The sequence below is a fragment of the Prochlorococcus sp. MIT 1318 genome (assembly GCF_047304505.1).
Taxonomy (GTDB): domain Bacteria; phylum Cyanobacteriota; class Cyanobacteriia; order PCC-6307; family Cyanobiaceae; genus Prochlorococcus; species Prochlorococcus marinus_D.
Window position 1 is genome coordinate 1935903 of the sequence record NZ_CP138958.1, and the last position, 23364, is coordinate 1959266.

The 23364-nt window shown below is 46.6% G+C and carries 22 protein-coding genes and 1 tRNA gene; 8 read left to right on the forward strand and 15 right to left on the reverse strand.

Features of this window, described 5'->3' with window-relative positions; genetic code table 11:
- Window positions 1–27 precede the first annotated feature (27 nt).
- From SIB66_RS09825 to SIB66_RS09835, 3 genes are read left to right on the forward strand one after another with little or no spacing between them, the layout of a single operon-like run.
- On the forward strand, window positions 28–786 hold the full coding sequence (locus SIB66_RS09825; RefSeq protein ID WP_063406919.1) for an HAD-IA family hydrolase: 759 nt from the start codon (window positions 28–30) through the stop codon (window positions 784–786).
- A complete protein-coding gene (locus SIB66_RS09830) occupies window positions 783–1118 on the forward strand; it encodes a DUF565 domain-containing protein (RefSeq protein ID WP_011130137.1) in 336 nt (111 codons plus the stop codon). Before SIB66_RS09825 ends, SIB66_RS09830 begins: the two co-directional genes overlap by 4 nt.
- Window positions 1108–2139 carry a kinase gene (locus SIB66_RS09835; RefSeq protein ID WP_413681272.1) on the forward strand — a complete coding sequence of 344 codons (1032 nt, stop codon included), beginning with the start codon at window positions 1108–1110 and terminating at the stop codon, window positions 2137–2139. The genes SIB66_RS09830 and SIB66_RS09835 overlap by 11 nt, the downstream gene beginning before the upstream one ends.
- Here the strand turns inward: SIB66_RS09835 and rpmF are convergent.
- Entirely contained in the window at window positions 2103–2279 is a 177-nt protein-coding gene (rpmF, locus tag SIB66_RS09840; protein WP_011130135.1) for a 50S ribosomal protein L32, read from the reverse strand. The genes SIB66_RS09835 and rpmF overlap by 37 nt on opposite strands.
- A gap of 86 nt (window positions 2280–2365) precedes the next feature.
- Here rpmF and ftsH point away from each other — a divergent pair, with 86 nt between their 5' ends.
- Window positions 2366–4225 (forward strand): ATP-dependent zinc metalloprotease FtsH, encoded by a 1860-nt coding sequence (ftsH, locus tag SIB66_RS09845; RefSeq protein WP_063406916.1) that lies wholly within the window; start codon window positions 2366–2368, stop codon window positions 4223–4225.
- Between the two features lie 32 nt (window positions 4226–4257).
- Window positions 4258–7110, forward strand: coding sequence for a UPF0182 family protein (locus tag SIB66_RS09850; RefSeq protein ID WP_063406914.1), 2853 nt, complete (start codon window positions 4258–4260; stop codon window positions 7108–7110).
- Window positions 7111–7132: 22 nt separating this feature from the next.
- Here SIB66_RS09850 and SIB66_RS09855 read toward each other — a convergent pair whose 3' ends face one another.
- Entirely contained in the window at window positions 7133–7735 is a 603-nt protein-coding gene (locus tag SIB66_RS09855) for a peroxiredoxin (protein WP_063406912.1), read from the reverse strand.
- A 171-nt stretch (window positions 7736–7906) separates the two neighbouring features.
- Between SIB66_RS09855 and SIB66_RS09860 the strand changes: the two genes are divergently transcribed.
- Complete coding sequence (locus SIB66_RS09860) at window positions 7907–8200, forward strand: hypothetical protein (RefSeq protein ID WP_063406910.1); 294 nt, start codon at window positions 7907–7909, stop codon at window positions 8198–8200.
- Between the two features lie 349 nt (window positions 8201–8549).
- On the opposite strand, the gene SIB66_RS09865 is transcribed toward SIB66_RS09860, so the two are convergent.
- From SIB66_RS09865 to SIB66_RS09900, 8 genes are all read right to left on the reverse strand, one after another.
- Complete coding sequence (locus SIB66_RS09865; RefSeq protein WP_063406908.1) at window positions 8550–9623, reverse strand: M23 family metallopeptidase; 1074 nt, start codon at window positions 9621–9623, stop codon at window positions 8550–8552.
- A 690-nt stretch (window positions 9624–10313) separates the two neighbouring features.
- Window positions 10314–10387, reverse strand: a tRNA-Met gene (locus SIB66_RS09870).
- A 37-nt stretch (window positions 10388–10424) separates the two neighbouring features.
- A complete protein-coding gene (locus SIB66_RS09875; RefSeq protein ID WP_063421655.1) occupies window positions 10425–11387 on the reverse strand; it encodes a M23 family metallopeptidase in 963 nt (320 codons plus the stop codon).
- A 118-nt stretch (window positions 11388–11505) separates the two neighbouring features.
- Complete coding sequence (locus SIB66_RS09880; protein WP_063406904.1) at window positions 11506–12006, reverse strand: tRNA (cytidine(34)-2'-O)-methyltransferase; 501 nt, start codon at window positions 12004–12006, stop codon at window positions 11506–11508.
- Complete coding sequence (cobU, locus tag SIB66_RS09885; RefSeq protein WP_063406902.1) at window positions 12003–12563, reverse strand: bifunctional adenosylcobinamide kinase/adenosylcobinamide-phosphate guanylyltransferase; 561 nt, start codon at window positions 12561–12563, stop codon at window positions 12003–12005. The genes SIB66_RS09880 and cobU overlap by 4 nt, the downstream gene beginning before the upstream one ends.
- Complete coding sequence (pxcA, locus tag SIB66_RS09890) at window positions 12550–13698, reverse strand: proton extrusion protein PcxA (RefSeq protein ID WP_063421657.1); 1149 nt, start codon at window positions 13696–13698, stop codon at window positions 12550–12552. Before pxcA ends, cobU begins: the two co-directional genes overlap by 14 nt.
- 10 nt (window positions 13699–13708) lie before the next feature.
- Window positions 13709–14392 (reverse strand): photosystem II repair protein Psb32, encoded by a 684-nt coding sequence (gene psb32 / locus SIB66_RS09895; protein WP_063406898.1) that lies wholly within the window; start codon window positions 14390–14392, stop codon window positions 13709–13711.
- Window positions 14393–14425: 33 nt separating this feature from the next.
- On the reverse strand, window positions 14426–14884 hold the full coding sequence (locus SIB66_RS09900; RefSeq protein WP_236070330.1) for a tellurite resistance TerB family protein: 459 nt from the start codon (window positions 14882–14884) through the stop codon (window positions 14426–14428).
- Window positions 14885–14901: 17 nt separating this feature from the next.
- On the opposite strand from SIB66_RS09900, the gene SIB66_RS09905 reads away from it, so the two are divergent.
- Window positions 14902–15525: a cofactor assembly of complex C subunit B gene (locus SIB66_RS09905; RefSeq protein WP_063421659.1), complete on the forward strand. Its 624-nt coding sequence runs from the start codon at window positions 14902–14904 to the stop codon at window positions 15523–15525.
- Here SIB66_RS09905 and lptC read toward each other — a convergent pair.
- Together lptC and metG are read right to left on the reverse strand one after the other, a co-directional pair.
- Window positions 15497–16681, reverse strand: a complete 1185-nt coding sequence (gene lptC / locus SIB66_RS09910) for an LPS export ABC transporter periplasmic protein LptC (protein WP_063406896.1) — start codon at window positions 16679–16681, stop codon at window positions 15497–15499. The genes SIB66_RS09905 and lptC overlap by 29 nt on opposite strands.
- Entirely contained in the window at window positions 16681–18225 is a 1545-nt protein-coding gene (metG, locus tag SIB66_RS09915) for a methionine--tRNA ligase (RefSeq protein WP_063407092.1), read from the reverse strand. Before metG ends, lptC begins: the two co-directional genes overlap by 1 nt.
- Window positions 18226–18925: 700 nt before the next feature.
- Here metG and SIB66_RS09920 point away from each other — a divergent pair.
- A complete protein-coding gene (locus SIB66_RS09920) occupies window positions 18926–20737 on the forward strand; it encodes an FAD-dependent oxidoreductase (RefSeq protein WP_063421661.1) in 1812 nt (603 codons plus the stop codon).
- 42 nt (window positions 20738–20779) lie between these two features.
- Here SIB66_RS09920 and SIB66_RS09925 read toward each other — a convergent pair whose 3' ends face one another.
- The 3 genes from SIB66_RS09925 to rpmG are packed head-to-tail and all read right to left on the reverse strand — an operon-like array spanning window position 20780 to window position 23303.
- Window positions 20780–22831 (reverse strand): ribonuclease catalytic domain-containing protein, encoded by a 2052-nt coding sequence (locus SIB66_RS09925; RefSeq protein WP_063406892.1) that lies wholly within the window; start codon window positions 22829–22831, stop codon window positions 20780–20782.
- 11 nt (window positions 22832–22842) lie between these two features.
- Complete coding sequence (gene rpsR, locus SIB66_RS09930; RefSeq protein WP_011130118.1) at window positions 22843–23064, reverse strand: 30S ribosomal protein S18; 222 nt, start codon at window positions 23062–23064, stop codon at window positions 22843–22845.
- Window positions 23065–23102: 38 nt separating this feature from the next.
- Complete coding sequence (rpmG, locus tag SIB66_RS09935; RefSeq protein WP_011826119.1) at window positions 23103–23303, reverse strand: 50S ribosomal protein L33; 201 nt, start codon at window positions 23301–23303, stop codon at window positions 23103–23105.
- Between the last annotated feature and the right edge of the window lie 61 nt (window positions 23304–23364).

Genomic DNA, 23364 nt, shown 5'->3' on the forward strand with positions numbered 1-23364 from the left:
TGTCAGGGAGTTGTATCGCCGCTAGACATGAACAAGCTTTGTTCAGTGTTCTGGGACGTTGATGGCACCCTTGCTGACACAGAAATGGAAGGTCATCGCGTGGCCTTTAATGCAGCGTTTGCCGAGGCGGAACTTGCTTGGTTTTGGGATCGCCACCTATACGCTGAACTTCTACGAATACCAGGTGGTAGGCAACGTATTGAGACCTATGCTGGGCGCCTGGGAGAAGAGTTCAATGAAGAGTTTTTGGCTCAGTTGCGTAGACGTAAACAACACCACTACATCGAAAGAATACGTTCTGGATACGTCCCTTGGAGACCGGGTGTGCGGCGTCTTCTCACGGAACTCCAACTGAATGGAGTGGAGCAATGGGTGGTAACCACAAGCGGTCGCGACTCTGTAAACGCCTTGCTTGAGGTGAATTTCCCTCATGGTGATTCACCATTCCAGGGATGCATCACCGCTGAGGATGTTTGCCTTGGCAAGCCACATCCAGAGGGCTATCTGCATGCACTTTGCACCAGTGGTTTCAACAAGAATGAGGTGATAGTGATCGAAGATTCTGCAGCTGGACTTGCTGCCGCTAGAGCTGCAAATCTGCCATGCCTGCTCACTCCATCCCCATGGGATCAGGAGCTGAAATCACAGTTCCACCAAGCCAATGCGGTGTTCGACCATCTTGGTGACAAAGGGTTGCCCTGCAAAGTGCTCGTAGGCCCCCCTTGTCTTCAAGAGCAGGTCAAGCTGGAGTACTTACAAAGACTCATCGATATGGCTCCGTCATGAGCCTACAAAACACACGCTTTGCACGATTCCAGCGTCAGCTGTGGGGGCATTTTGCTCAAGCTTGGCTTGGATCATGGCGGCGGCGCAGCATTGCTCTGATCGCTTTGTTGCTTGGTTTTTATCTCGGTAGCAACCTCACTGTCTATTACCTGCAGAAGATTGATATGAGACCGCTTGTTGTCATTGTGATGGTTTTGATCATTGAGCTATTGGTCTTCTTGCGCAGCCGTGTTGAGATTGAGCCTTGGCCGTTGCACTGGTTGGCTTTGGACAACCTGAGGATTGGCGCGGTTTATGCAGTTGTCCTCGAGGCCTTCAAGCTTGGTTCTTGATCTTCATCAAAATAAATTTTTAACGCCTTGGTCTGACCCTGCCGACCCCCAGATTCTTTTTCCAATTCAACCTCTTGAACAGTTACTCGTTCAATTGGGTTGGCCTGATCCACAAGCTTGGCTTATCCATTGGCAAAAGCGAGGCGGCATCTCGCTAAAAAGGCCTTTCTGGCATCCATCTACCCGCACCGATTGGATTTGGGGGCTTGGTTTGCCGTTACTCACACTTGTGGAAGGGTGTCTTGGCAAAAGCGATCGATCATTGATTGGTATAACAGGCCTCCCAGGTTGCGGAAAGACGAGCCTTGGTTGTTGGCTCGAAGCTGCTGCTGGAGAACTTGGTTGGCCGATCAAGGTGATTTCATTGGATGATTTTTATTGGCCATTCCCTGAGCTTGATCGAAGCATGAGCGGTAATCCCTGGAGAGTGCCTAGAGCGCTTCCAGGCAGCCATGATCTCGATTTGTTGGCCAGTGTGCTGGACACATGGCAGTCAACTGGTCACTTAAAAGCACCGATGTTCGACAAAGCGCTCCGCCATGGTCGAGGTGATCGAGATGGCTGGCACCTTTCTGATCCAAAGGTACTTGTCATAGAAGGATGGATCCTTGGTTGCTTGCCTTGCAAATTTGCAGAAGCAGGCCAATTTTCGGGTCAGCTCGTACCACCGCTGAACAAGCTTGAGCATGATTATCGCCTTGTTGTCCAAGAGGCGTTGAACGGCTATGTGCCGATATGGGACCGTTTAGATACTCTCTGGCACCTGAAAGCAATCGACCCAAGCTCTACACGAATTTGGAAAGCTAACCAGGAGAGCTTGATGCAACTAAATCGTGGTGTTTGCCTTGATCAAGAATCGTTTGAGGGTTTTGTGCGCATGATCCTTGCCTCTATTCCCTTAACTTGTCTCGATGGGATAGAGGCTGATGTTGTCGCTACCCTTACGCCTGCACGCCAGTTGATGTGGGTCGGTCAGAGGGGATATCAAGACTCATCATCATCAGACTCTTGCATTGGATAAACAAATCCTTGTGCTCGACCACTTAGAACCGATTTACCGATTGATAGAGCGCGTTGAGCCGCTGTGGCGGCTTTAGCTTTCCAGATGGCATGACGCTGATTACGTTTGCCTTTGGAGGTTTTTTTCTTCGGTACAGCCATCTCAGGCAGGAACAGCCAAACGATAATCCTCCCCTTTAGTAAGGCCTTGCGTCAAATAGCTAGGCTCTGAACACCGCAACGTTGCTGTGAGTTCAGGTCCATCGGCACTCCAGGGGTCGCCATCTCTGAAGCGTTCATCTCTGGAAGCAGATCAGTCTCATCATTCATCTGAAGCTGTATCCTTTGCGCCCTTCAAGCAGAAACCCACAATCAGCTATAGCCAGCTGCTCAATCAGATCAAAGAGAAAAAGGTTAAGTCGTTGGAGTTGATACCAGCTCGGCGAGAAGTCGTGGTGGTTTTCAAGGATGGACGCCAGGAGAAGGTGGCGATCTTCGATAATTACCAACAAATCCTACGAGTCGCCGAGGCTGCTGATACCTCTCTGACGGTGAAGGACATTCGTCAGGAACAGGCATTTGCAGGAATGGCTGGCAATCTTGTATTGATCTTGATGGTTGTTGTTGGCTTGACGTTTCTTTTTCGTCGTTCTGCTCAAGTGGCAAACAGAGCAATGGGATTTGGACGTAGTCAACCTCGGTTGAAACCGCAAGAGGATTTACCTATTCGCTTTGATGATGTAGCGGGGATTAAAGAAGCGAAAGAGGAGCTGCAAGAGGTGGTTACTTTCTTGCGGCAACCTGAGAGTTTCATCAAGCTTGGCGCCCTGATCCCAAGGGGTGTTCTTCTAGTGGGTGCTCCTGGAACAGGGAAAACCCTCTTGGCCAAGGCAATTGCTGGTGAGGCAGACGTGCCTTTTTTCTCTATGGCCGCCTCTGAATTTGTGGAATTATTTGTTGGCGTGGGTGCTAGTCGAGTAAGGGACCTATTCCGCAAAGCTAAAGAGAAAGCCCCATGCATCGTGTTTATAGATGAAATTGATGCTGTGGGGCGACAGCGAGGGGCTGGCATCGGTGGTGGAAACGATGAACGAGAACAGACTCTGAATCAGCTTCTGACAGAAATGGATGGGTTTGCAGATAATTCTGGCGTCATTCTTCTTGCAGCTACCAATCGGCCAGATGTGCTTGATGCGGCACTGATGCGGCCTGGACGCTTTGATCGTCGTATTGAAGTTTCCCTTCCTGATCGTCGGGGCCGTAAGGAAATCCTGGCTGTTCATGCTCGAACTCGACCCCTTGCTGAGGAGGTATGTTTGCAGGATTGGGCACGTCGAACGCCTGGTTTCTCAGGGGCTGATCTTGCCAACTTATTGAACGAAGCTGCCATCCTCACAGCAAGGCAGGAGAAAGCATGCATTGGCACTGAACAGCTTGAAGCGGCGCTTGAAAGGATCACGATGGGACTCTCTGCAGCACCTCTACAAGACAGTGCAAAAAAGAGGTTGATTGCCTATCACGAGATTGGACATGCCCTGGTTGCAGCTTTAACCCCTCATGCCGACCGTATTGATAAGGTCACACTTTTGCCTCGTAGCGGAGGTGTTGGCGGATTTACTCGTTTCTGGCCAGATGAGGAAATCCTTGATTCAGGCTTGGTCACAAAGGGTTATCTCTTCGCAAGGCTTGTGGTTGCCCTTGGCGGCCGGGCAGCAGAGTTGGTGGTTTTTGGACTCGATGAAATAACCCAGGGTGCAAGTGGTGACTTGCAGAGCGTTGCGCATCTGGCTCGAGAGATGGTGACGCGGTTCGGCTTTTCGAGCCTTGGGCCTATCGCTTTGGAGACAGAGGGTTCAGAGGTTTTCCTAGGACGTGATTTGATCCATACACGCCCGAGCTACGCGGAATCGACTGGCAAAGTCATAGACGAGCAGATACGAGCTTTAGCGGTTGAAGCCCTAGAGCAGGCAATTAACTTGCTTTCGCCAAGAAGGGAAGTGATGGATCTGTTGGTTGATGCACTGATTCAAGAGGAAACTCTCCATACTGATCGTTTTATGCAATTGGCTGGATTGACTGTTGATCAGTCACAGCAAGTGGGCATGTAACTAGAACGACTTAGCCTGTGTTGATTGAGTCGATGGGCTTGGCTGGTTTCGCCCGACCCTTGCAATGGTTCAAGAGCCAATGGCTTTGGCTCTTGCTCTCTATCGCAGCTTTCTGGTTATTGATGCGGGTCCAAGTCGAATGGTTGTGGTTCGGTCAATTTGATTGGCAAGGGATGCTTCTCCGCCGTTGGCTCTGGCAACTGGGAGGACTTCTCCTCGCTCTTCTGCTTGTCGCGACTTGTCAGCTTTGGCAGCGCAACTGGATCAAACTCGAAGGTGCAAGCAACTTGGCAGAGCCATTCCTTCCCCTGCATGGATGGCGTTATGGCTTGGGGCTACTTGGCTGCTTCGTGGTGGTGGTCGGTGATCTTGTTTTACTGAGTCGATTGGCGTGGTTAGCTTGTTTTAAGCCATTTGTGCTTGGGCATTGGTGGAGTGAACCTTTTGAAGACATTTGGGCGCTGGTGATTCCGCTGTCCTGTGTATTCATCTCAATTTGCGTGATGCTTGGCAATGCCCGAGGGGGAAGGATTGCTCATTTAATGGGTTGTTTTTGCTTCAGTATCTCCATCGCTAGAGGCTGGGGACTATGGTCACTGGCCCTTGCTATCCCTCCTACAGGTATTAAAGAACCACTACTGGGTGCTGATGTGAGTTTTGGGCTCGGCCAATATCCAGCACTTGCCTTTGCCTTGGTTGTTCTATTGGCCCAACTAGTCTTAACAACATGTACGACTATATGGATGAAGTTAGCCAAGCCGGAATCTCTTTCGGATTGGGTTTTCAAAGGTTTATCGCCTAGACAGTGTGATGTTATGAGGCCATTAATTGGCATCATACTTTTAACACTTTCAGCACTTTTATGGTTGTCACGTCATGAACTTCTGTGGACGCAGAACGGTACTGTAGCCGGAGCTGGTTGGTTGGATGCTCACCTGATACTTCCTCTACGAAGTTTGGCGAGCTTGGCCATTTTGGTTCTCGCATTTCTGGTGATTCCATTTCCATGGATACAACAAAGGCGTCTATGGAGATTAATCGCTTCAATTATTGGAGTAGGCGCAATTATTCTTGAAGTGCTTTTGGCTCCTTTTGTCCAGTGGATGGTCGTAAAACCTAGAGAACTGAAACTAGAAACCCCTTACATCAATCGAGCAATTAATGCCACAAGGAAAGCATTTCAGCTTGACTCGATTACGACTACACTTATTAATCCTCAACCTCAGTTAACTCAACTTGATCTTGAACAAGGTGCAAGCACCCTAAGGAATATTCGTTTATGGGACAGCCAGCCTCTCTTGGCAACCAATCGTCAATTACAGCAATTGAGGGTTTACTACCGCTTTTCAAATGCGGCTGTAGATCGTTATCGCTTTGTGCCTGACAAGGCGAACCGGCAACAGGTGATGATCACAGCACGCGAACTTGATCAGGCCGCACTTCCAAAACGTTCACGTACTTGGTTGAATCGTCATTTTGTTTTCACGCATGGATATGGCTTTACTCTCAGTCCAGTCAATACAAGAGCACCCGATGGTCTCCCTGACTATTTTATCAGTGATCTAGGAACCTCAACACGTCTTGAAGGCAGTTCTGAGCTAGGCATTACTCGTGAAGATGTCAAAGAGGCTGTCCCTATTGGGCGAGCAGCTCTCTATTTTGGAATGCTTCCCTCTCCTTATGCTCTTGCTCCGAGCAAACTAAAAGAGCTAGATTATCCAGTAGGTGATAAGAATATCTACAATCACTATTTAGGAACAGGAGGTGTGCCGGTTGGTCATCCCTGGCAACAATTAGCAGCAGCTATGTACCTTTTTGAACCCCGTCTTCTTAATACAGGGTCGCTTACGATTAATTCCAAACTTCTTATTAGGCGAGAAGTGAGACAAAGAGTGAGTGCAATAGCGCCATTCCTTGAAGTCATTGGTGATCCATATTTGGTCTCTACATCTGTTGATTCTAGAGATCTTGATTATGAAGCTAAGCAAAACCAATATTGGATTGTTGAGGCTTATACAAGCTCACGAACATATCCCTACGCTGCAAACCTACCAGATGGTCGCCCGTTGCGATATTTACGTAACTCAGTCAAAGCTATTGTTGATGCATACAGTGGTCGTATTCACTTGTATGTGAGCGAACCGCAGGATCCGATAATATTGGGTTGGCAGCGATTGTTTCCAGATCTTTTTAAACCTCTTGAGGAGATGCCTTCAAGCTTACGAGAGCATCTTAAGGTGCCTACTGATTTGTTTAATGTACAGGTGCAGCAATTACTTAGATACCACGTTACTGATCCTCGTATATTTTATAGCGGCGATGATGTTTGGCAGGTTCCAAAGGAACTCTATGGTAGGCGGCAGGTTCCTGTTGATCCCTATCACATCACTGCACAATTAGGTACTCAAGAAAGTTCAGAATTTCTATTATTACAACCACTAACACCACTTGCTCGTCCCAATCTTTCTGCGTGGCTGGCTGCCCGAAGTGATGGTGATCATTATGGAAAATTAGTGTTGCTACGTTTCCCAAGTCAAACACCAATCTTCGGTCCTGAACAGATTCAGGCCCTTATCAATCAGGACCCGCAGATCAGCCAACAGTTTGGTCTTTGGGATCGTGCTGGATCTGAGGTTGTGCAGGGGAACCTTCTTGTTGTACCCCTAGGGAAGGCCCTTCTATATGTAGAACCTGTTTACCTAAGGGCACGTCAAGGTGGTTTACCAACCCTTACCAGGGTAGTTGTTAGTGATGGCAAAAGGATTGCCATGGCTGAGGATCTCGGCGAAGGCCTAAGGGCCTTGGTTGACGGATCAAGCAAAAAAGCAGTGTATTTAAATAGAAATGATCTGCCACCGATTAAGGCAGCAGATCAATCAAATTAATGATGTATTGATAGATTAATGATTAATTTATTGAGGCGAAGAACTCCTTACTTCCGACTGGGTCTGGTTTCATTGTTTTCTCTCCTGGTGTCCAATTAGCTGGGCATACCTCATCTGGATGTGACTGTACATACTGAAAGGCCTGCAGTACACGTAATGTCTCATCCACGTTCCTTCCTACCGGTAGGTTGTTAATTGTTGAATGCATTATTACTCCATCTGGGTCAATGATAAACAAACCACGTAGGGCTACTCCAGCATCATCATCTAAAACGTTATAGGCTGTAGATATCTCTTTCTTGAGATCAGCTATTAGTGGATAGTTGATGTCACCAAGCCCTCCCTCCTTACGTGATGTCTGGATCCATGCAAGATGGCTGAATTGACTGTCAACTGAAACACCTAATACCTCTGTGTTTCGGCTTGAGAAATCAGTGTACCGATCACTAAATGCTGTAATTTCTGTTGGGCATACAAACGTGAAATCTAGAGGATAAAAGAATAAAACCACATACTTACCCCTGTACTGGGAAAGGCTTATTTCCTTAAACTCTTGATCAACAACAGCTGTAGCGCTGAAGTCTGGGGCCTGCTGACCCACCCGTAGGCATTCGTTGGTCGTCATGATGGAGAGTTAAGAGTTGATGGCTCTGCAAGAGATGTGCTTAATCAGAGCTAAAGTGAAGTCGGCATGACTTCTAGTTGGCCACTCAAATTTATCATGCCATGTCTGTTTTGATCGCTAGGGCTAATCGTAATCATTATGGCTGAAACGGGAATCATCTAAACTACTTACATGCTCAAACAAACAACAGCCTGGGACCAAGCCTTGCTACGTAAGTTCAGTAGTACAGGCCATTTTCGACTTCTCAATCAGCTTAGGACTGAACTTAAGGTCCAACCACTAATTCGCGATCCCAACACTAGAAAGCTAACCCTGCAGGCGATGCCGATTCGATCTGGAAGCAACCGAGGCAATAGACGCCCCTACACGTCTGAGGTATCACAAAGCGATAAAACACAGGTTGCAGAAGCGAAAGAGAACCAGAGTTCATTTCGACAAAGGCTTAATGCAATTGAAATGCGTTAGAGTTTAGATTATGAACTATTTGAATTCACTGTAATAAATACCAATATAAATTGATTGATTCATGATCACGTCAGAGAAGACTCAAATGCCTTTCTGAGCATTTAAAATATGGCTTGAGCTAGCATTTGCAATGGCTCTTAAGATTGATTAAAGAATGTGAGAAAACAACTCATTAATGCCGAGTAATCTAATCATGTGAAACGACTGTTATCACTTTTTGATTCGAATGATGTGAACCTATCTGTTGCTTGAATGCATACTTGAGACAAGGAGATTATAATTGTTAATATCCACATGTCTTTCTGGTAAAAATAGGCTATATGGGCTGATTAAAGCATTTTATATCTAATCATACATGATGTTCATGGAAGGATTTGTGATGATAACAATAGTGAAAATTTGGTGTTGTTGTTACTATTTTTGAGGGTAGGAGTGTTGCTGGATTGATTGCCGTACCACTCTTCTTCCTTATCTCAAAGTGTAGGTGTGGCCCAGTGCTGCGTCCTGTGCTGCCCATTGTTGCGATTGTGACTCCTTGGGGTATGATCTGCCCCTTCTTAACAAGTAGTCGATTGTTGTGAGCATAACGAGTTGACTCCCCGTTTACATGTGCTATTTCTACAAGATATCCGTAAGCTCCTTTCCAGTCCGCATAGGAAACAATGCCGCCTTTTGCCGAAAGGATAGGAGTATTGACCTTATTCGCAATATCAATACCTTGATGCATTCTTCCCCAACGCCAGCCATACCCTGAAGTGATTACACCCTTTGTTGGCCAAATATAAGAGTTCGTGTCATCTAAATCTATCCATCCACCTCCATTACTGAGTAAAGAAAGGCTTTGAAGGTTTTTACTGCCAAGACTTGTAGTTAGAGTCGTCTTCTGAGGAAGCGTTGCCTTGGCAACTCGAATATTCCTACCCACTGTGAGTTGATTGAATTCAAGACCAGGATTTAGCTGACGAATCCTCTCATGTGATTGTCCATGCTGCTTGGCAATTGATGCAATCGAGTCTCCGCTTTGTATTTTGACCAGGCTTGCGGGTGGAGCCGGTGCTGTCACTGGCGGCTGGTTATGGCTGACTGTCGTTATGTCTAAAGACTTGGACTGCTGCAAGCGAGCCATAGCTGACACAGGCAAGACAATCCAACTGCCGGCAATCAGCCTGTTTGCTGATGGCTGATCATTGAGCGCTGAAATCTCAGGCCAAGAGATGCCAAGCTGATGAGCAATGAATTTAATCGTTGCTGGTTTGTTGATTTTGACCCATATCTGTCCATCAGGCTGAGGGAGAACAGGAGGTGGTAATGGATAGGAGGAGGGGTGATGATATTTACTGGCTTCACCAGGCAGGTGGTTGAGTGTCCCGAGTGCAAGTACTGGCGCGGCGATGGTTGAGATCAGCAACGGCAGAGAGTTCATGGAGGCTAATCAACGTGATGTACTCCTTGGACTTTCAGCCTTGAGGAGTTCGCGCGAAAATTAACGTCTGAATTAGTGATTCGCAAGGGGTGCTTGATTAGCTATTCATGATTTGATCTCATAGGAAAGCTGGTTATTTTCCGCAAGGGTGAAACTGAGCGAAATGCGATTAACCCCTGGAGCGAATCAAAGCTTTGTAGGTGTTTTTACCCACAGGCAGTCGTCGTTGCTTTGGCCTGCTTTCCATTGTCAGCATAAAGCCCTTGATGTTTTGGTTAAGGTGAGTGCGCTTCTGAATCTCTTGTTGAGGCTGACATAATGGCCAAGAGCCTCAAACCTTGGCAATCACTTCTTTCCGGCGTTTGATATCTTTTTTCACTCGATGTCAGTTCGATCACGATATTTCGACAATTTTGCTGATATTCATCTGGATTCACTTTCTACTTACCCTTGATTTGCGTATAGACTTTGTGGAATAAAATTCCGTCAATTTTTTTGGTCTGTTTTATTTGTTTTGGTGAAGGAACATTGGTTTCTATGAAAAAGGATTATGTCCTATTCGTCAGCCGTTTAGATTTGTGTTAGATGAAATTATTGCGTTTGAGATTTCGTCTAATGCTATACTTAGTTTTTAGATTCAATAACACAATAAATCAATTAGAACAAGGTTGACTATTTGAGAAGATAAAATGGCTCGGGGGAGACTTGAACTCCCGACCTTGGGGTTATGAATCCCACGCTCTAACCAGCTGAGCTACCGAGCCTTGTCGTAAACAACAATAAACGATGGACCTTCTTTGGTCAGACCTTATTCGATGGAAGCAACGTAACTGGATTCATTGCTAAGCCACCCTTCTTTCTGATCTCAAAATGGAGATGTGGACCAGTGCTGCGACCAGTGCTGCCCATCTTCGAGATCGTTGCTCCTTGCGGTATGAACTGACCACTCCGCACCAAAACTTGATTGTTATGGGCATAGCGGGTTGTGGAGCCACCACCATGTGCAATTTCTACGAGGTAGCCGTAGGCCCCCCTCCATCCGGCATAGGTGACGATTCCGTCTTTTGCTGCAAAAACGGGAGTGCCCACTTTATTAGCGATATCAATGCCTTGATGCATTCTCCCCCACCTCCATCCGAAACCAGATGTGAATACACCTTTAGTAGGCCATATGTAGGAATCAGAAGCAATGCTTCCTAGCTGGAGCATGTGATTACTTCTGGTGAATAGATCTGCTGGGTTCACTGGTGATTCAACATCTAAGCAGGTGGGGCAATTGCATGGAGACTCAAGGGAACACTCCTTTTTAAGGATGTTGTTGCTACTTATTTTTGTTTGGATCTGTACTTGATTTTTATTCTTATTTAGATCATTGAACGAGTAGAACGTATTTTTTTTCTTGGTTTCATCAAATGGAGGTGGGGGAGGCAGCAGTGTCTCATCTGAATTCAGGTAACTGATTCGACCCAAGCGGCCATGAACAGATCTTGGCAAAACAACCCAACTGTCTTTGTTCAGTTCTGTATCTGATGAATTTTTATTGAGTTTTGACAGTTCAGTCGCTTTCAGTCCGAGCTTGCCTGCAAGTTCCCCTATGGTTATTGGCAGGGCAACTTTTATCCATATCAGTTGCTGTGAGGTTGTGCTTGAGATCTTGACCTTCTCCTGTACAGCACTATCTGCATAGCCAGGTAAGGACCCAAGGTTTCCTAAAGCAAGCACTGGTGCTGCAAAGGAAGAGATAAGCAACAACAGGGGCTTCATTCAATAAAGTCGATGTTCAAAACCCCTATCAAGCCGAATTTGGCCGGAGTCCGGGAGAAGTTAGCTGATCTCCCCTCGATTAGGCAAGGGGGGCAGAAGCAAATTTGGTTCGGTTTACTCACCACAGCCCCAGTTGCCGGCCAGCCTCAAAGCTCACGATGGCGCAAGCCACAGACAGGTTTAGGCTCCTTACTCCGCCCTGCCCCTGTTCACTTGCTGCTCCAGGCATGGGAATTGTCGTGATCTGATCACACTGCTGACGGACTTTGCTAGGAAGACCTGTGTCCTCGCGGCCGAAAAGCAAAACATCTCCGGTTTGGAATCGCATCGAACGGAGGGGGATTCCTCCAAATCTGCTGCAACCGATCAGTCGATGATTTAATGGCAGGCACTTGCGAAATGTATCCAGGTCAGAATGAACTGATAAATCGACGTGAGGCCAGTAATCAAGTCCTGCTCTACGTAGATAGCGATCATCAAGGCTGAACCCAAGAGGTTCAATCAGAGCTAGTGGAATGCGGAAGGCTGCACAGGTCCTGGCGATATTTCCTGTATTTGGTGGAATACGTGGCTCGTATAGAGCTACGCGTAATGATGAGCGTTCATTTGGATCGTTCATGGCACCGCAATACCAAGCTGTTTGAGATTCAATGCTCGACCCTGTATGACAAGCCAGCTGTTTGATGCCAACGGTTCCAGTTCCTGAGATAGCTTCCCAAGACGATCTCTAAAAAGAGCTCCATTGGATGTACTGGGTACAACACCCCAACCAGTTTCCTCAATGACAATCACGATGGATGCATCATGTTGTTTAATCGTTTGCAGAAGATCGTTTTTCAGGGCTTTCCAATTGCTCGAAGGTTGGTCGAGGTGCCATGTGACAAAACCACCCAACGCTTCTATTAAAACAACATCTGATCTTGGAATTTGAATGATTGCCTTTTTAAGGTCTGGTCCAGATTCAATTACTGACCAGTGCTTTGGTCGACGATTACGATGTTTTTCAAGCCTTTGCTCCCAATTCTGGTCGCTAGCTCTTCTCGGTGAGGTGGCGATATAAGTTACAGACTTGAACTGTTCGACCAAGTGTTCAGCCCATCGACTCTTTCCACCTCTGCTTGGGCCTGAAACTAGGGTAAGGCCATTAAGTATAGGAATAGTGTTAGCTACTACCATTCATTCCGCGTAGGGTTGCAACAGAAGAGGGAGAGACGCGATTGAGATAACGGAAAATCCAGTACTTAAAGATGGTTGCAAGTATCACAGGGAAGGTTGCAATGAATAAAAGTATGAAATTTTCTCGAGCTGGAAATCCAAAATGATTTGCAATCCCCTGCAATAATACCTGCCATCCTTCGGGACTGTGGAAGCCCACAAACATATCTGTAAAAAGAATGATTGCGAATGCCTTTGCAGAGTCACTTAAGCCGTAAATTGCTTCGTCTAGAAACCCTCGGAGAACTCTCAACTCTTCCCGATTAATTATACAAACAAAAGCAAAAGCAAAAAGTGCTGCGAGATCTGCTAGCACATTTTTTATTGCATGTGTGCTTTCTTTATCAGCTTCATCCTTAAGTTGAATTGCTTTTATTGCCAGAGCCTTATGTAGTTCGTCTTGACTTGGGATTGAATCACCTTTGAGTAGGGCATCAAACTCTATCTCTGCCTTAAATACTCTAAGTTTTTCAACAGCTTGTTCTTCAAGTTGGGGTTTGGGATAACTCAGAAATGGCAGCTCTGGGGCTAAGTAGTCAATCGCCGGGGTGATGAGATAAGTTCGGCTGATCTGTTGCACCAGTAACGGCACCAGAATTAGCAGCAAGATGATCTTTAGTGAGATCAGAGTGGAATCGCGACGGCGGCGAAAACCTGCAACCAATGTCGCTTCGGATGTTGGATCAAGCTGTCGTCGCACCTTATCAACTAAACCAAGAAGTGATCTGGGAAGAGGGTCGGGTGCCCTGCTTATAGATGTTGATCTTGAAGAACGCTTCGGGGCATAGCGATTAACAATCGTCTCAATTAACTGAAATTTTCGATATTCCTGACTGTCAAGTTGGCTGACATTAGGTTTAATAGCCTCAAACGTTAAACGACAGATATTTACGGCAGTATGAAATTTGCGCAATATGGTTGACTGTAATGATCGAGGAACAGAAAGTTGCAGGTTGGGTCTTATAGGCCGATCGCCGTAGTATTCAAGCTCAAGTGTCTGGATCAGAAGTGCTGCTTCGTAACCACGTTCAAGGTCATTATTGATGTCTATCGATCGAGCTTCCCCAAATGTTCTCATCCAGTCCCTAAGCGTCATGGTGATTGAGTCAGCGAGAGAACACCCACCAAGTGGCCATCGGAACGATGGTGCCTACAACCATCAAGACAACGACAACTAGTGTTGCATTACTGCTTTGTGTTTGTTCTTGTGATGGGATATTGGTTTCCTTAATTGCACTAAACGTTTCGATAGGAGGTCCTGGGTCCTCCCCTCCATCCAATACAACTTGTAAGCGAGCAATTGCATCAAAGGATGCTTGCTGGTAGCGCTCGCCTCCCACCACTGGCTTATTCATTGTCGTACGGCCAGTGCTCTGCAAAAGGGCGTCCGGTAATATGCTTCTTAAACTTGTATCTGCCAAGACAACAGTTTGCTTGGTTTGTGCATCTATCAACATCACTAGCAGGGGCAGCTCTTTTTCACCAGCGTTTGTGGACCATCGATCGATCAGCGAACTACCGAAGTTGGAAAGGGAAACACCATAATCAAGTTTACGAAGTGTAATCAAGCGAGCATCAAGTCTTTCGTTTCCGAGCTCAACAAGACGTCCTTCAATCTGAGAACGAGACACTCTGCTGAGGACATCAGCAGAATCCACAACATGGCCTTCAGGCCTTGCAACAGGAAAATCTTCTGTTGTTATGGCAAAGGCTCCTGGTACAAGGAGAATCAGACCCAGGAGGATGCTGATCAGAACACCGAGAAAGCGGCTTGATCTCAGCACAGGCATCGGTTCAACAACAGCTCATATTGCAGTCTGACGTCAGCTGAGCAAGCTGTCTCGATTCAGAGCAGAAATTGCTTGAATCACAATCCTTGCTCGATCAGAAGGTAAGTCAAGTTTGCAAGCTAGATCCTCCAGGAAAGCAGCTTCCTCCTTTGAGACCACGCGATCAGAATGGACTAGTTGGGCGGCAACTGCCAAGGCACTTTCCTGTTGAAGCAAAGACAGGGCAGGTAAGGCTTTGCTAATCAGTCCATCTACACCCTCCTGGCGCAACAGGCTTAGGAGTTGATTAAAAAGCTCGCCCATAGCGGCTTCCGAGCTCTCCCGATAGGGGTATCTGAATTCGAGTAGGCGACGAAGGGCATGGGCTTCGTCGCGACCGAGAACCCCGTCACAAGAAACGGCAGCGAGGGCCACTGCTGCAAAGGCTTCAGCGTCGGTCATGAAAGCTGGAACAACACAACCCATTTGAGCAAGAGTGCGTGCATCTGACATCGCTTTTGTTTCGTTCGATGCGACCAGTTGCGCTTATTTCCCTGATTGCTGGGCTGTTGACCCTGTCTTTGGCAGTATTTAATGCTTTGACAGTGGACCTTGTTACGCCGAGCTTTCAGCGTGCTGAGGTCCTGGCTGGCGTTGCCGCCGTGGGGTTGATGCTTATGGCAGTGTTGTGGACACAAGCGAGCCCGATGGCTCCCAGTAAGCAGATCCTTGAGGGAAATCAGAGATTCGAATTAGTAGATGGATTGAACGATGGATTACAAAAAGAACTTGCCTGGGGAAGTCATTTATTACTTACAGCAACCCCAGCGGCAGTGATCCTAGTGTATTGGAATAATCAGGTTCTTTTACGTCGAGGAATAAGTGGTAATGGTAAATTCGTTCCAGGTGAAATCTGTAGACAGGCTAGAGATCGAGGCGAATTGATTTCATTAGTTAACACATCATTGTTTCCTGGGAGAATCGAATTTAATCCAATTGTTGAGAACTTGCCTGCTGTTATGGTCTATCCATTAGCATCTAATGGTTGGGTTGTTCTGGGGGGATGTTCCGAGCGATGTTTTAGTCGTTCAGATGAACTCTGGTTGATTGGATGGTCGCAACGTCTTAGAACTGAATTGGAGGAGAGGACTTAGAGGAAAGGATCGATTTTCCTTTGCCTCCTTCAATTGTTAGTTGAGATCTCACTTTAGAATCAGATGACGAGAAAGACACTGTTCCCTCTTCTCCAATTCGTCCTTCTAGTTTATCACTTCGAGTAATATGATTATTTGCTTCTCGCTTTAAGATTACATCTCCAATTGCCTGAACCTCCTCCGTGCTCCAATTCCAAATACATTTTTCAGCCTTGAGTTGTTCGCCAGGTTGACTAAGTTCACACTTCTGAGGGATTTCTACTTCTGTACGGGCAAGATCAACTTTGAAACTGTTTCCGCGATAGGTTGATCTTTCCTGAGTTGCGGTGAATGGTTGATTGCTTTCAATCTTTTCGCTATTGAATTTCCATCGCGTTGTCTGTGCAAGTAAACTTGCTTTTTGTTCTGGAATCGTAAGCGTAACAGGTGTGATTAGATCGAGGTAACCTTTTTTCGTGTTTCCTTGCAAGCTTGTGGCTGTAAGTTGCTGTGGAATATCACTTTTATTTACAATTCGGTGGCCAAGGATTGGCCCCATAGCATTAAGCTTGCCGCTGTCTAAATTCCAACGGCCATTGCGTCCGCGGATCACAATGGAGGGTTCATGATTGTCATTGCGTTGTTTTTTCCAACGTTCAAATTTTGTTGGCCCTTTAAATTCTATTTCTTGGGTTAGCTGTTGAAACAATACTGTCTTGGCACTAATTCTTGAAAGATTATCAAGAGCTTGGGGTCGTTGCTCAATCACCATCTTCGATTCATTAGGTGTCCAACGCAAACGATCACCAGTGATCAACACTTTTTCTCCTTTAAGCTGCTGAACCTTTACATTTCCTTCAAGCAGCACTGTCTCACCATCTTTTAAAACTGTGGCGGCCTGAGCACTAACTTCAAATGATGGTTTGTTTTCTTTGTAAAGAACACCCTCTGGGTTGCGAGCCCTTACAACTCTGCTACCTAATTCATAGCGAGCTAAGGGGCTGTTTAGGTCCCAGTCTCGTGATCCATCAGCTTGCTTGTGGCGAAGCTCTAGAGATTTAAATACGAAAGGAACTGATGATTTCTTCTGTGGTGATGGGGACTCCTGACATCCCACCATCGTTAAGATCAGCAGCAGACTGCCAAGATGACGTAATGGTAGAAGGTTGAATCGCATTAGAGGGAAGAAGAGAGTTCTAGTCTTTGCATTACGGGTTGAGATGGTGGCAATAAAGCTCCACTTTGCAATTGTCCCCAAGCTAAACCTTTAGACCAATCGTTGCCATCAATACTTAGTCCCAATTGGTTGAGCAAGCGTTCGCTTAGAGAAGGTAGAAGAGGATTAATTAATAGTCCTACAAGTCGGCATGCCTCCAAAACTGAGTAAAGATCATCAGCAACTTCGGCTTCATTACCAGGCGTCTTCATTCGACTCCAAGGAGCAGTTTCATTGAGGTAGACGTTGGCCGCAATAGCCAATTTAAGGATCGCCTCAGCTGCATCATGAAAAGCCATGGATGGCATTGATTGACGTACGATGGTAATAGTTGTTTCAGCAGTGGTCATTAAGGGATGAGCATAATCTATTTCATTGCAATGTGAAGGTACAGATCCTTCAAACCATTTTCTTGCCATAGTCGAAGTTCGGTTCAGCAGATTTCCGATTGTATTTGCTAAGTCGTTATTGACTAAATCCATAAATCTTTTCTGCTGAAAATCACCATCATGACCGAACTGGATGTCACGCAATAAATACCATCGAACAGCATCTTCACCACACTCTTCAAGCAGTTTCTCTGGATCAAGTACATTCCCTAGTGATTTACCCATCTTTTGACCTTCACGAGTGAGAAAGCCGTGGCCAAAAACTTGTTTTGGCAAGGGTAAGCCAGCTGATATCAGCATTGCGGGCCAGTAGACTGCATGAAAACGGAGGATATCCTTGCCAATTAAATGTACTGATGCAGGCCACCCACACTCTTCAAGACGTTCTATTCGAACCTGGCCACCATCATCTAAAAGAGCACTCAAATAGCCTACAAGCGCATCAAACCAGACATAAAAGGTGTGTTTTGGATAACCAGGTACTGGTAAGCCCCAATCAACATCAACTCTTGAAATTGAAAAATCTCTAAGACCCTGAGCTACAAAATTCTGTATTTCATTCCGGCGACTGACTGGCCAGATGAAATCTGGCTGTGAAATGAGATCTTCGATTTGGGATTGGTAACGAGAAAGTCTGAAAAAAAGGTTCTCCTCATCCCTCCATTCAAGAGGCTTCTGATGAATAGGGCAGGAGGGTGACTGGGCTTGCGGAGGTTCGTCCTTGTATTCTTCACAATCGACGCAATACCAACCCTGCTGCCGACCAAGATACACATCGCCGGAGGTCTCGACACGTTGAAAAAAGGCCTCGACCAGTAACTGATGGCGGTGGCTGGTTGTACGAATAAAGCGATCATTTGAAATATCCCAGCGAGACCATAGATTTTGATAACTGCTTGTGATCTGATCACAATGTTGTTGGGGGCTGATGTTATTGACTTCTGCTGTGCGTTGAATTTTCTGGCCGTGTTCATCGACACCTGTAACAAACATCACCTGCTTACCTTCTAGTCTCTGGAAACGAGCCAGTGCATCACTGGCCATGGTCGTGTACAGGCTGCCTAGATGGGGCTTGTCATTGACGTAGTAAAGAGGGGTCGTAATGGTATAGGTCATCATTGTGGGGAGTTTCTGCTGCTGCGCAGAGCGGCCGGATCCTAACCAGAACAACTCATTTCAGCTTATTGATCGGCTGCCGTCATCTCTGAGACCAAGCCACGCCTCCCTAGCGTTGTGTTTATCAGCAGCTAGAGCAAGCCGACGGAAATTTTGCCCTCCTCAAGCCTCAACGACTTGCTGAAAACCTAGCTGAGATGCAGCCGGAGGCACCCCTTGCCTGGGATTCTCAAGCAGCACACGATACAAAAAACTCCTCAAGCACTTTGCGGCAGCACCGATTCATTCCGCAGAGATTCTGCGTACAACGATTGTGGGAGCCAATGGTAGATATGGCCATATCAGAACAGAAGAACTGACTATGGTTAAGGTTTTGGCAGCAGCGCTTGATATTCAGATGTTCTCAGTCTTGGCCTGGTGAAAGTGATCAAGACCTTCGACCTTTAGCTTCCATCTGGCACTGGCTTGATAATTTGATCCTGATGACCCCCTTATATCGCCAAATTCATCGTGCACATGAGAGTGGGGCAATGTTCTTTTGAGAGTGACAGCACAATGCTGGGCTGGAGATTTTTCTTATTTCGACGATGATCAAGTCAAATCGCCTCTATCAACAATTTGTTGCGCCTCGCCAGCGTTGTTTAAGCAACCTTTGTTATGAAGCTCAATTGCTTTTTGGCAAAGATGATTATGTTTTGGGATGACAGTGTCTGCGAACAAAATTTTTTCCACTACGCAGGTGCCCTTGGTGGTCTGGGGTGGAGGTACAGGAGGCGTCGCCTCAGCCGTACAAGCTGCTCGACAAGGAATTAGAACTCTGCTGTTAACACCAGGCGCGTGGCTTGGTGGAATGGTCAGTGCAGCAGGCGTTTCGGCTCCAGACGGCCATGAACTCAGTTGCTGGCAGACAGGCTTGTGGGGGGCCTTCCTTCAAGACATCGCCAAAGTTGAACAGGATGGACTGGATCAGAACTGGGTGAGTTGCTTTGGTTTTAATCCCTCTCGCGCAGAAGAGGTTTTGCGGAGCTGGATTGTAGATCTCCCCAATCTCGAATGGTGGTCTGACGTTCAGCTCAAATCACTGTTACGTGAGGGAGATCGCCTTGTTTTGCTTGAGCTGGAGCTTGAAGGGCGACAGCATCAACTGCGCTTTGACTTATTCATTGATGGAAGTGATTTAGGCGACAGCTTTTCACTCGCAGACATTTCTCATCGCTGGGGTTGGGAATCCCAAGAACTCTGGAATGAGCCAAGCGCCCCTTCGGCAAAACAATTGAATTGCGATCCATTCTTTGCCAGCCAGCCTGTTCAATCCCCTACTTGGGTTGTGATGGGTCAACTCGATCAACATGCACAATCACCTTCATCACCAGGGTGCTTGCCTCGACCATTCGAAGCTGCAACTCAGGCGTTTGGTTTTGAGCGCACCGTTACCTATGGCCGCCTTCCAGGCGGTTTAGTAATGCTCAACTGGCCCCTTCATGGAAACGACTGGCATAAAGGCTTGGAGCGTATTCGCAGCTCAGACGTCAAAATTAAAAACCAGCTTGCTGTTGAAATGCAGCTGTATAGCTTGTCATTCCTACAGGCTCTTCAAACAGTTAGTGAGGGTTGGCTTAATCCTGGCAAGGTGTTTCCAGGGATCAATCAAAGCCTGGCATTGATGCCCTACTGGCGTGAAGGTCGACGCCTTAAAGGTCAATACACATTAGTGGAAAGAGATCTTCTGCCATTAGCCTCTGGTACAGCCCGAGGACCAATCCCCTTAGATAAACAGGGACGTTGCACCAGTATTGCTGTAGGGACTTACGCTAATGATCATCATTATCCTGATAAAGATTGGCCGTTAGCCTCAAAAAGTTGTAGATGGGGTGGGAGATGGACAGGTACTCCATTCTGCATTCCTTACGGGGCTCTACTTAGTAGCGAAGTGGAGAATATTCTGATAGCTGATAAGGCCTTTAGTGTGAGTCATATAGCCAATGGTGCAACTCGATTACAGCCAATGATTTTCAATCTTGGCCAGGCTGCTGGAATGGCAGCAGCTATAGCGTTGAAAAAGAGGCTTCAACCAGCAGAAGTTGATATTTCAGAACTACAGCATGAACTATTGCATGATATTTATGCCCCAGCCGCTATTGTTCCGATTTGGGATTGGCCTGCATGGCATCCTCACTGGCGTAATGCTCAGAAATTTGTTTTGGCGCAACCAGATTGCCTCAGCAACCATAGCGTGATAGAAGGCTTTAATCTTAAAGCAAATGTAGGAGAAATGCCACTGCCAGATCAAACACCACTCAATAAACATGTGAAAAAGTTTTCAGGTTCCCTTCGTGTTCATTCTGATCAGACATTCTCTCTAGATACCAAGTTTAAATCCTGGCGATTAATAACACTGGAGCCGGCATTAAAGCGGTGGCTAGAATCATGTGAAGACCATCAGAATGTACATCTTCTAGCAGTTGCTAATCCATGGGGACCATGGCTGAGGTTGATTCGCGTTTTAGATTAATAACAGCTTTTGGTAGTTTGTTTGTTTCTATGATTTGAGAAGCTACGTGGCGACCAGCTCAATCTGATCAGTCAATGGATCAATAACATGAACTCTCATGATCAATGCAAGACCTGGACTAGGGTCGATCAAACCATGGATCTTGCAGGCAAGATCCATAGCCAGGCATTCCACATGCACAAGTGCAATCTGGTCTTGAGGCCTCAACCAGCGCAGAAATAGGGCAGGCCATTGTTCATGGCGATGTTTTAAAAACCACACCTTTTGCCAGTGTCGCTGGTCTTCGCGTTGAATTTGCTGTGCTTGGCGAAGAGGGTCTTCAAGTACATCCAACTGCTCCATGAGAGCGTGCTCGCTTAATGGAACTGAGCCTCCCAAGTGAGCCACCACCTGTCGATGGGCAAGTAAATCTGCATAGCGACGGATCGGCGAACTGGCTTGTACGTAGGCAGAGAGGCCAAGACTGAAATGGGCCATCGGACGAGTACCAAGGACACCTCGGCTAAGGCAACGCTTGATCGCAGCATGTCTTACAGGTCCTTCAATCAACTGTGATAAGTCAGTTGCACTGGGTAGTTGAGTCGGAGGTTGGCTGCGATAGGGCAGAGCAATGTTTTGACGCTTTCCAAATTCAGCAATAACAGTACCCATCAGAATCATGGCTTCGCTGACTAGCCGTCTGGCTGGACTTGACTCAACAACATGAAGTTCAGGCTGATCATCCTTGACTTTGAATCGCCCTTCAGATTGTTCAAGCAGCAGTGCACCTTGTCGCTCACGCCATAATTGGCGTTTTGTGAGCAGGCTTGCGAGTGTTGAAAGATCTTCATCACCAGGAGGCGCAAGCTCTATCAATTCATCCCCATCTTCATAAGTGAGCCGATAGCAGGGGCGAATCCAAGTACGACAAACACGAGTGCCGGCAATACACCCTGATTCGTCTAGAACCACAGCAACACTCAACGCTGCACAGCGACGGCCAGCTCTAAGACTGAGAACGTCTGCTGCAACACTCAATTGCAGCATTGGTCTTAGGCCATCAGCCAAGTAGAGGCTGGTTGCTCTTGCACGAGCCTCAAGATCTAAGGGACTGTCCACAGGAATAAGTCTTGCCGGATCGGCGATATGGATCCAAATCCAGTTTTCTTGATCAACACACTGCAAAGAGATTGCATCATCAATTTCCTGAGTTTGATGATCGTCGAGGGTGTAGGTCCTTAAATCACTCAAATCAATACGATTATCATCGCTTGCGAAGGATAGTTGCTCAAACTTGTTGAGTAATTGGTCCGCTTGAGCTTGTACACTCCCATCAAAAGATTTTGTCCAGATACTGCCTTTGAGAGTTGTTAGATCGTGTGGATCGCGCCAGCCTTTCTTGATCAACCAATAACGGAGGTCGCTCAGCGATCTACCCAATTTTAAATCTTTAATCAGCTCAAGAGCTTGTTCATCTGCCAAAAAAGCATCCTCTGGACCGTCAGCCAGTTCGATTAAACGGTTGATAGTTAACTGAAGATCCGAGGGTAAATCCTGCCACTGATCTTTGCTCAGAGGTGAATCTGCTATTAGTAATGCAAGAGACTCTAGGCGTTGCTGCGCTCGAGATTGTTGCTTACGGCGCAGCTGGCGGATGCGGCGTAGGTCAATAAGTTGACGTGCTTCAACCATGTGGTCACGTCGAACTCGAAATAAAGGTTGGTCGCTATTAAGCCAAAACCAAAATGCTGCGAGATGGATAGGATCATCATTAGTAAGTAGTAAATCAGCTAGTTCTGTAATTTTGAGTGCTGTTGGTGAAGTCTTACTTTTACGCCTTTCGCCTTCGAGCAATCGCCAACCAGCAATTAAATCGCGTGAATTAAGACTAAGTTTGCGAACTTCACTGATGGTGGGTAGAGATGTCTCCACCTCTACCATGTTGTGATTTTGCTTGAGAACGCACAGCTCTCGACTGGCTAGCTGTTGTTCTCGCCGTGTTCCTGCAACTCTTAGGATTGCTCGGCTGCCCTTCAGTGAAGTTAGCAGTCCAATTTGTGGTTGACCTTTTAAAATAAAGCCAACTAAATCACCTTGCTTTAGAGAAGGTGTCAAAGCTGTTGCAATCAGCCTTCTGGATTAACAAATGGCAAAAGTGCAATAATACGTGCACGTTTTACAGCATTAGTGAGGTCACGTTGTTGCTTAGACGTTAGACCTGTAAGGCGTCTAGGCAGGATCTTGCCACGGTCAGTAATGAACTTCTTGAGAAGATCAACATCCTTGTAGTCGATGGGATCGCCTGGCTTAATTGGCGAAAGACGCTTTTTAAAAAAGGAACTGGACATGATTTAAGAACGCTGGGATGCTTTTCGAAACTGCAAAGTCATTTGATCTCCTTGTGAGTTGTTGACTTGTTGCAGTAACGGCAGAATTTCTTGATTTCCAGCCGTTCGGTGGTGTTTCGACGGTTCTTTTCAGTGGTGTATCGGGACACCCCGTGAGACCGCTTGTCGATGGCGGGATTGGACCGGCATTCGTTGCACTCAAGAGTGATCACGATCCGGACGCCCTTGTTTTTGGCCATAAAGGACGTTGCGCCGCAGATGCGAAGCGTAGTGAAGAACTAAGATCCTACAGGGCAGCCT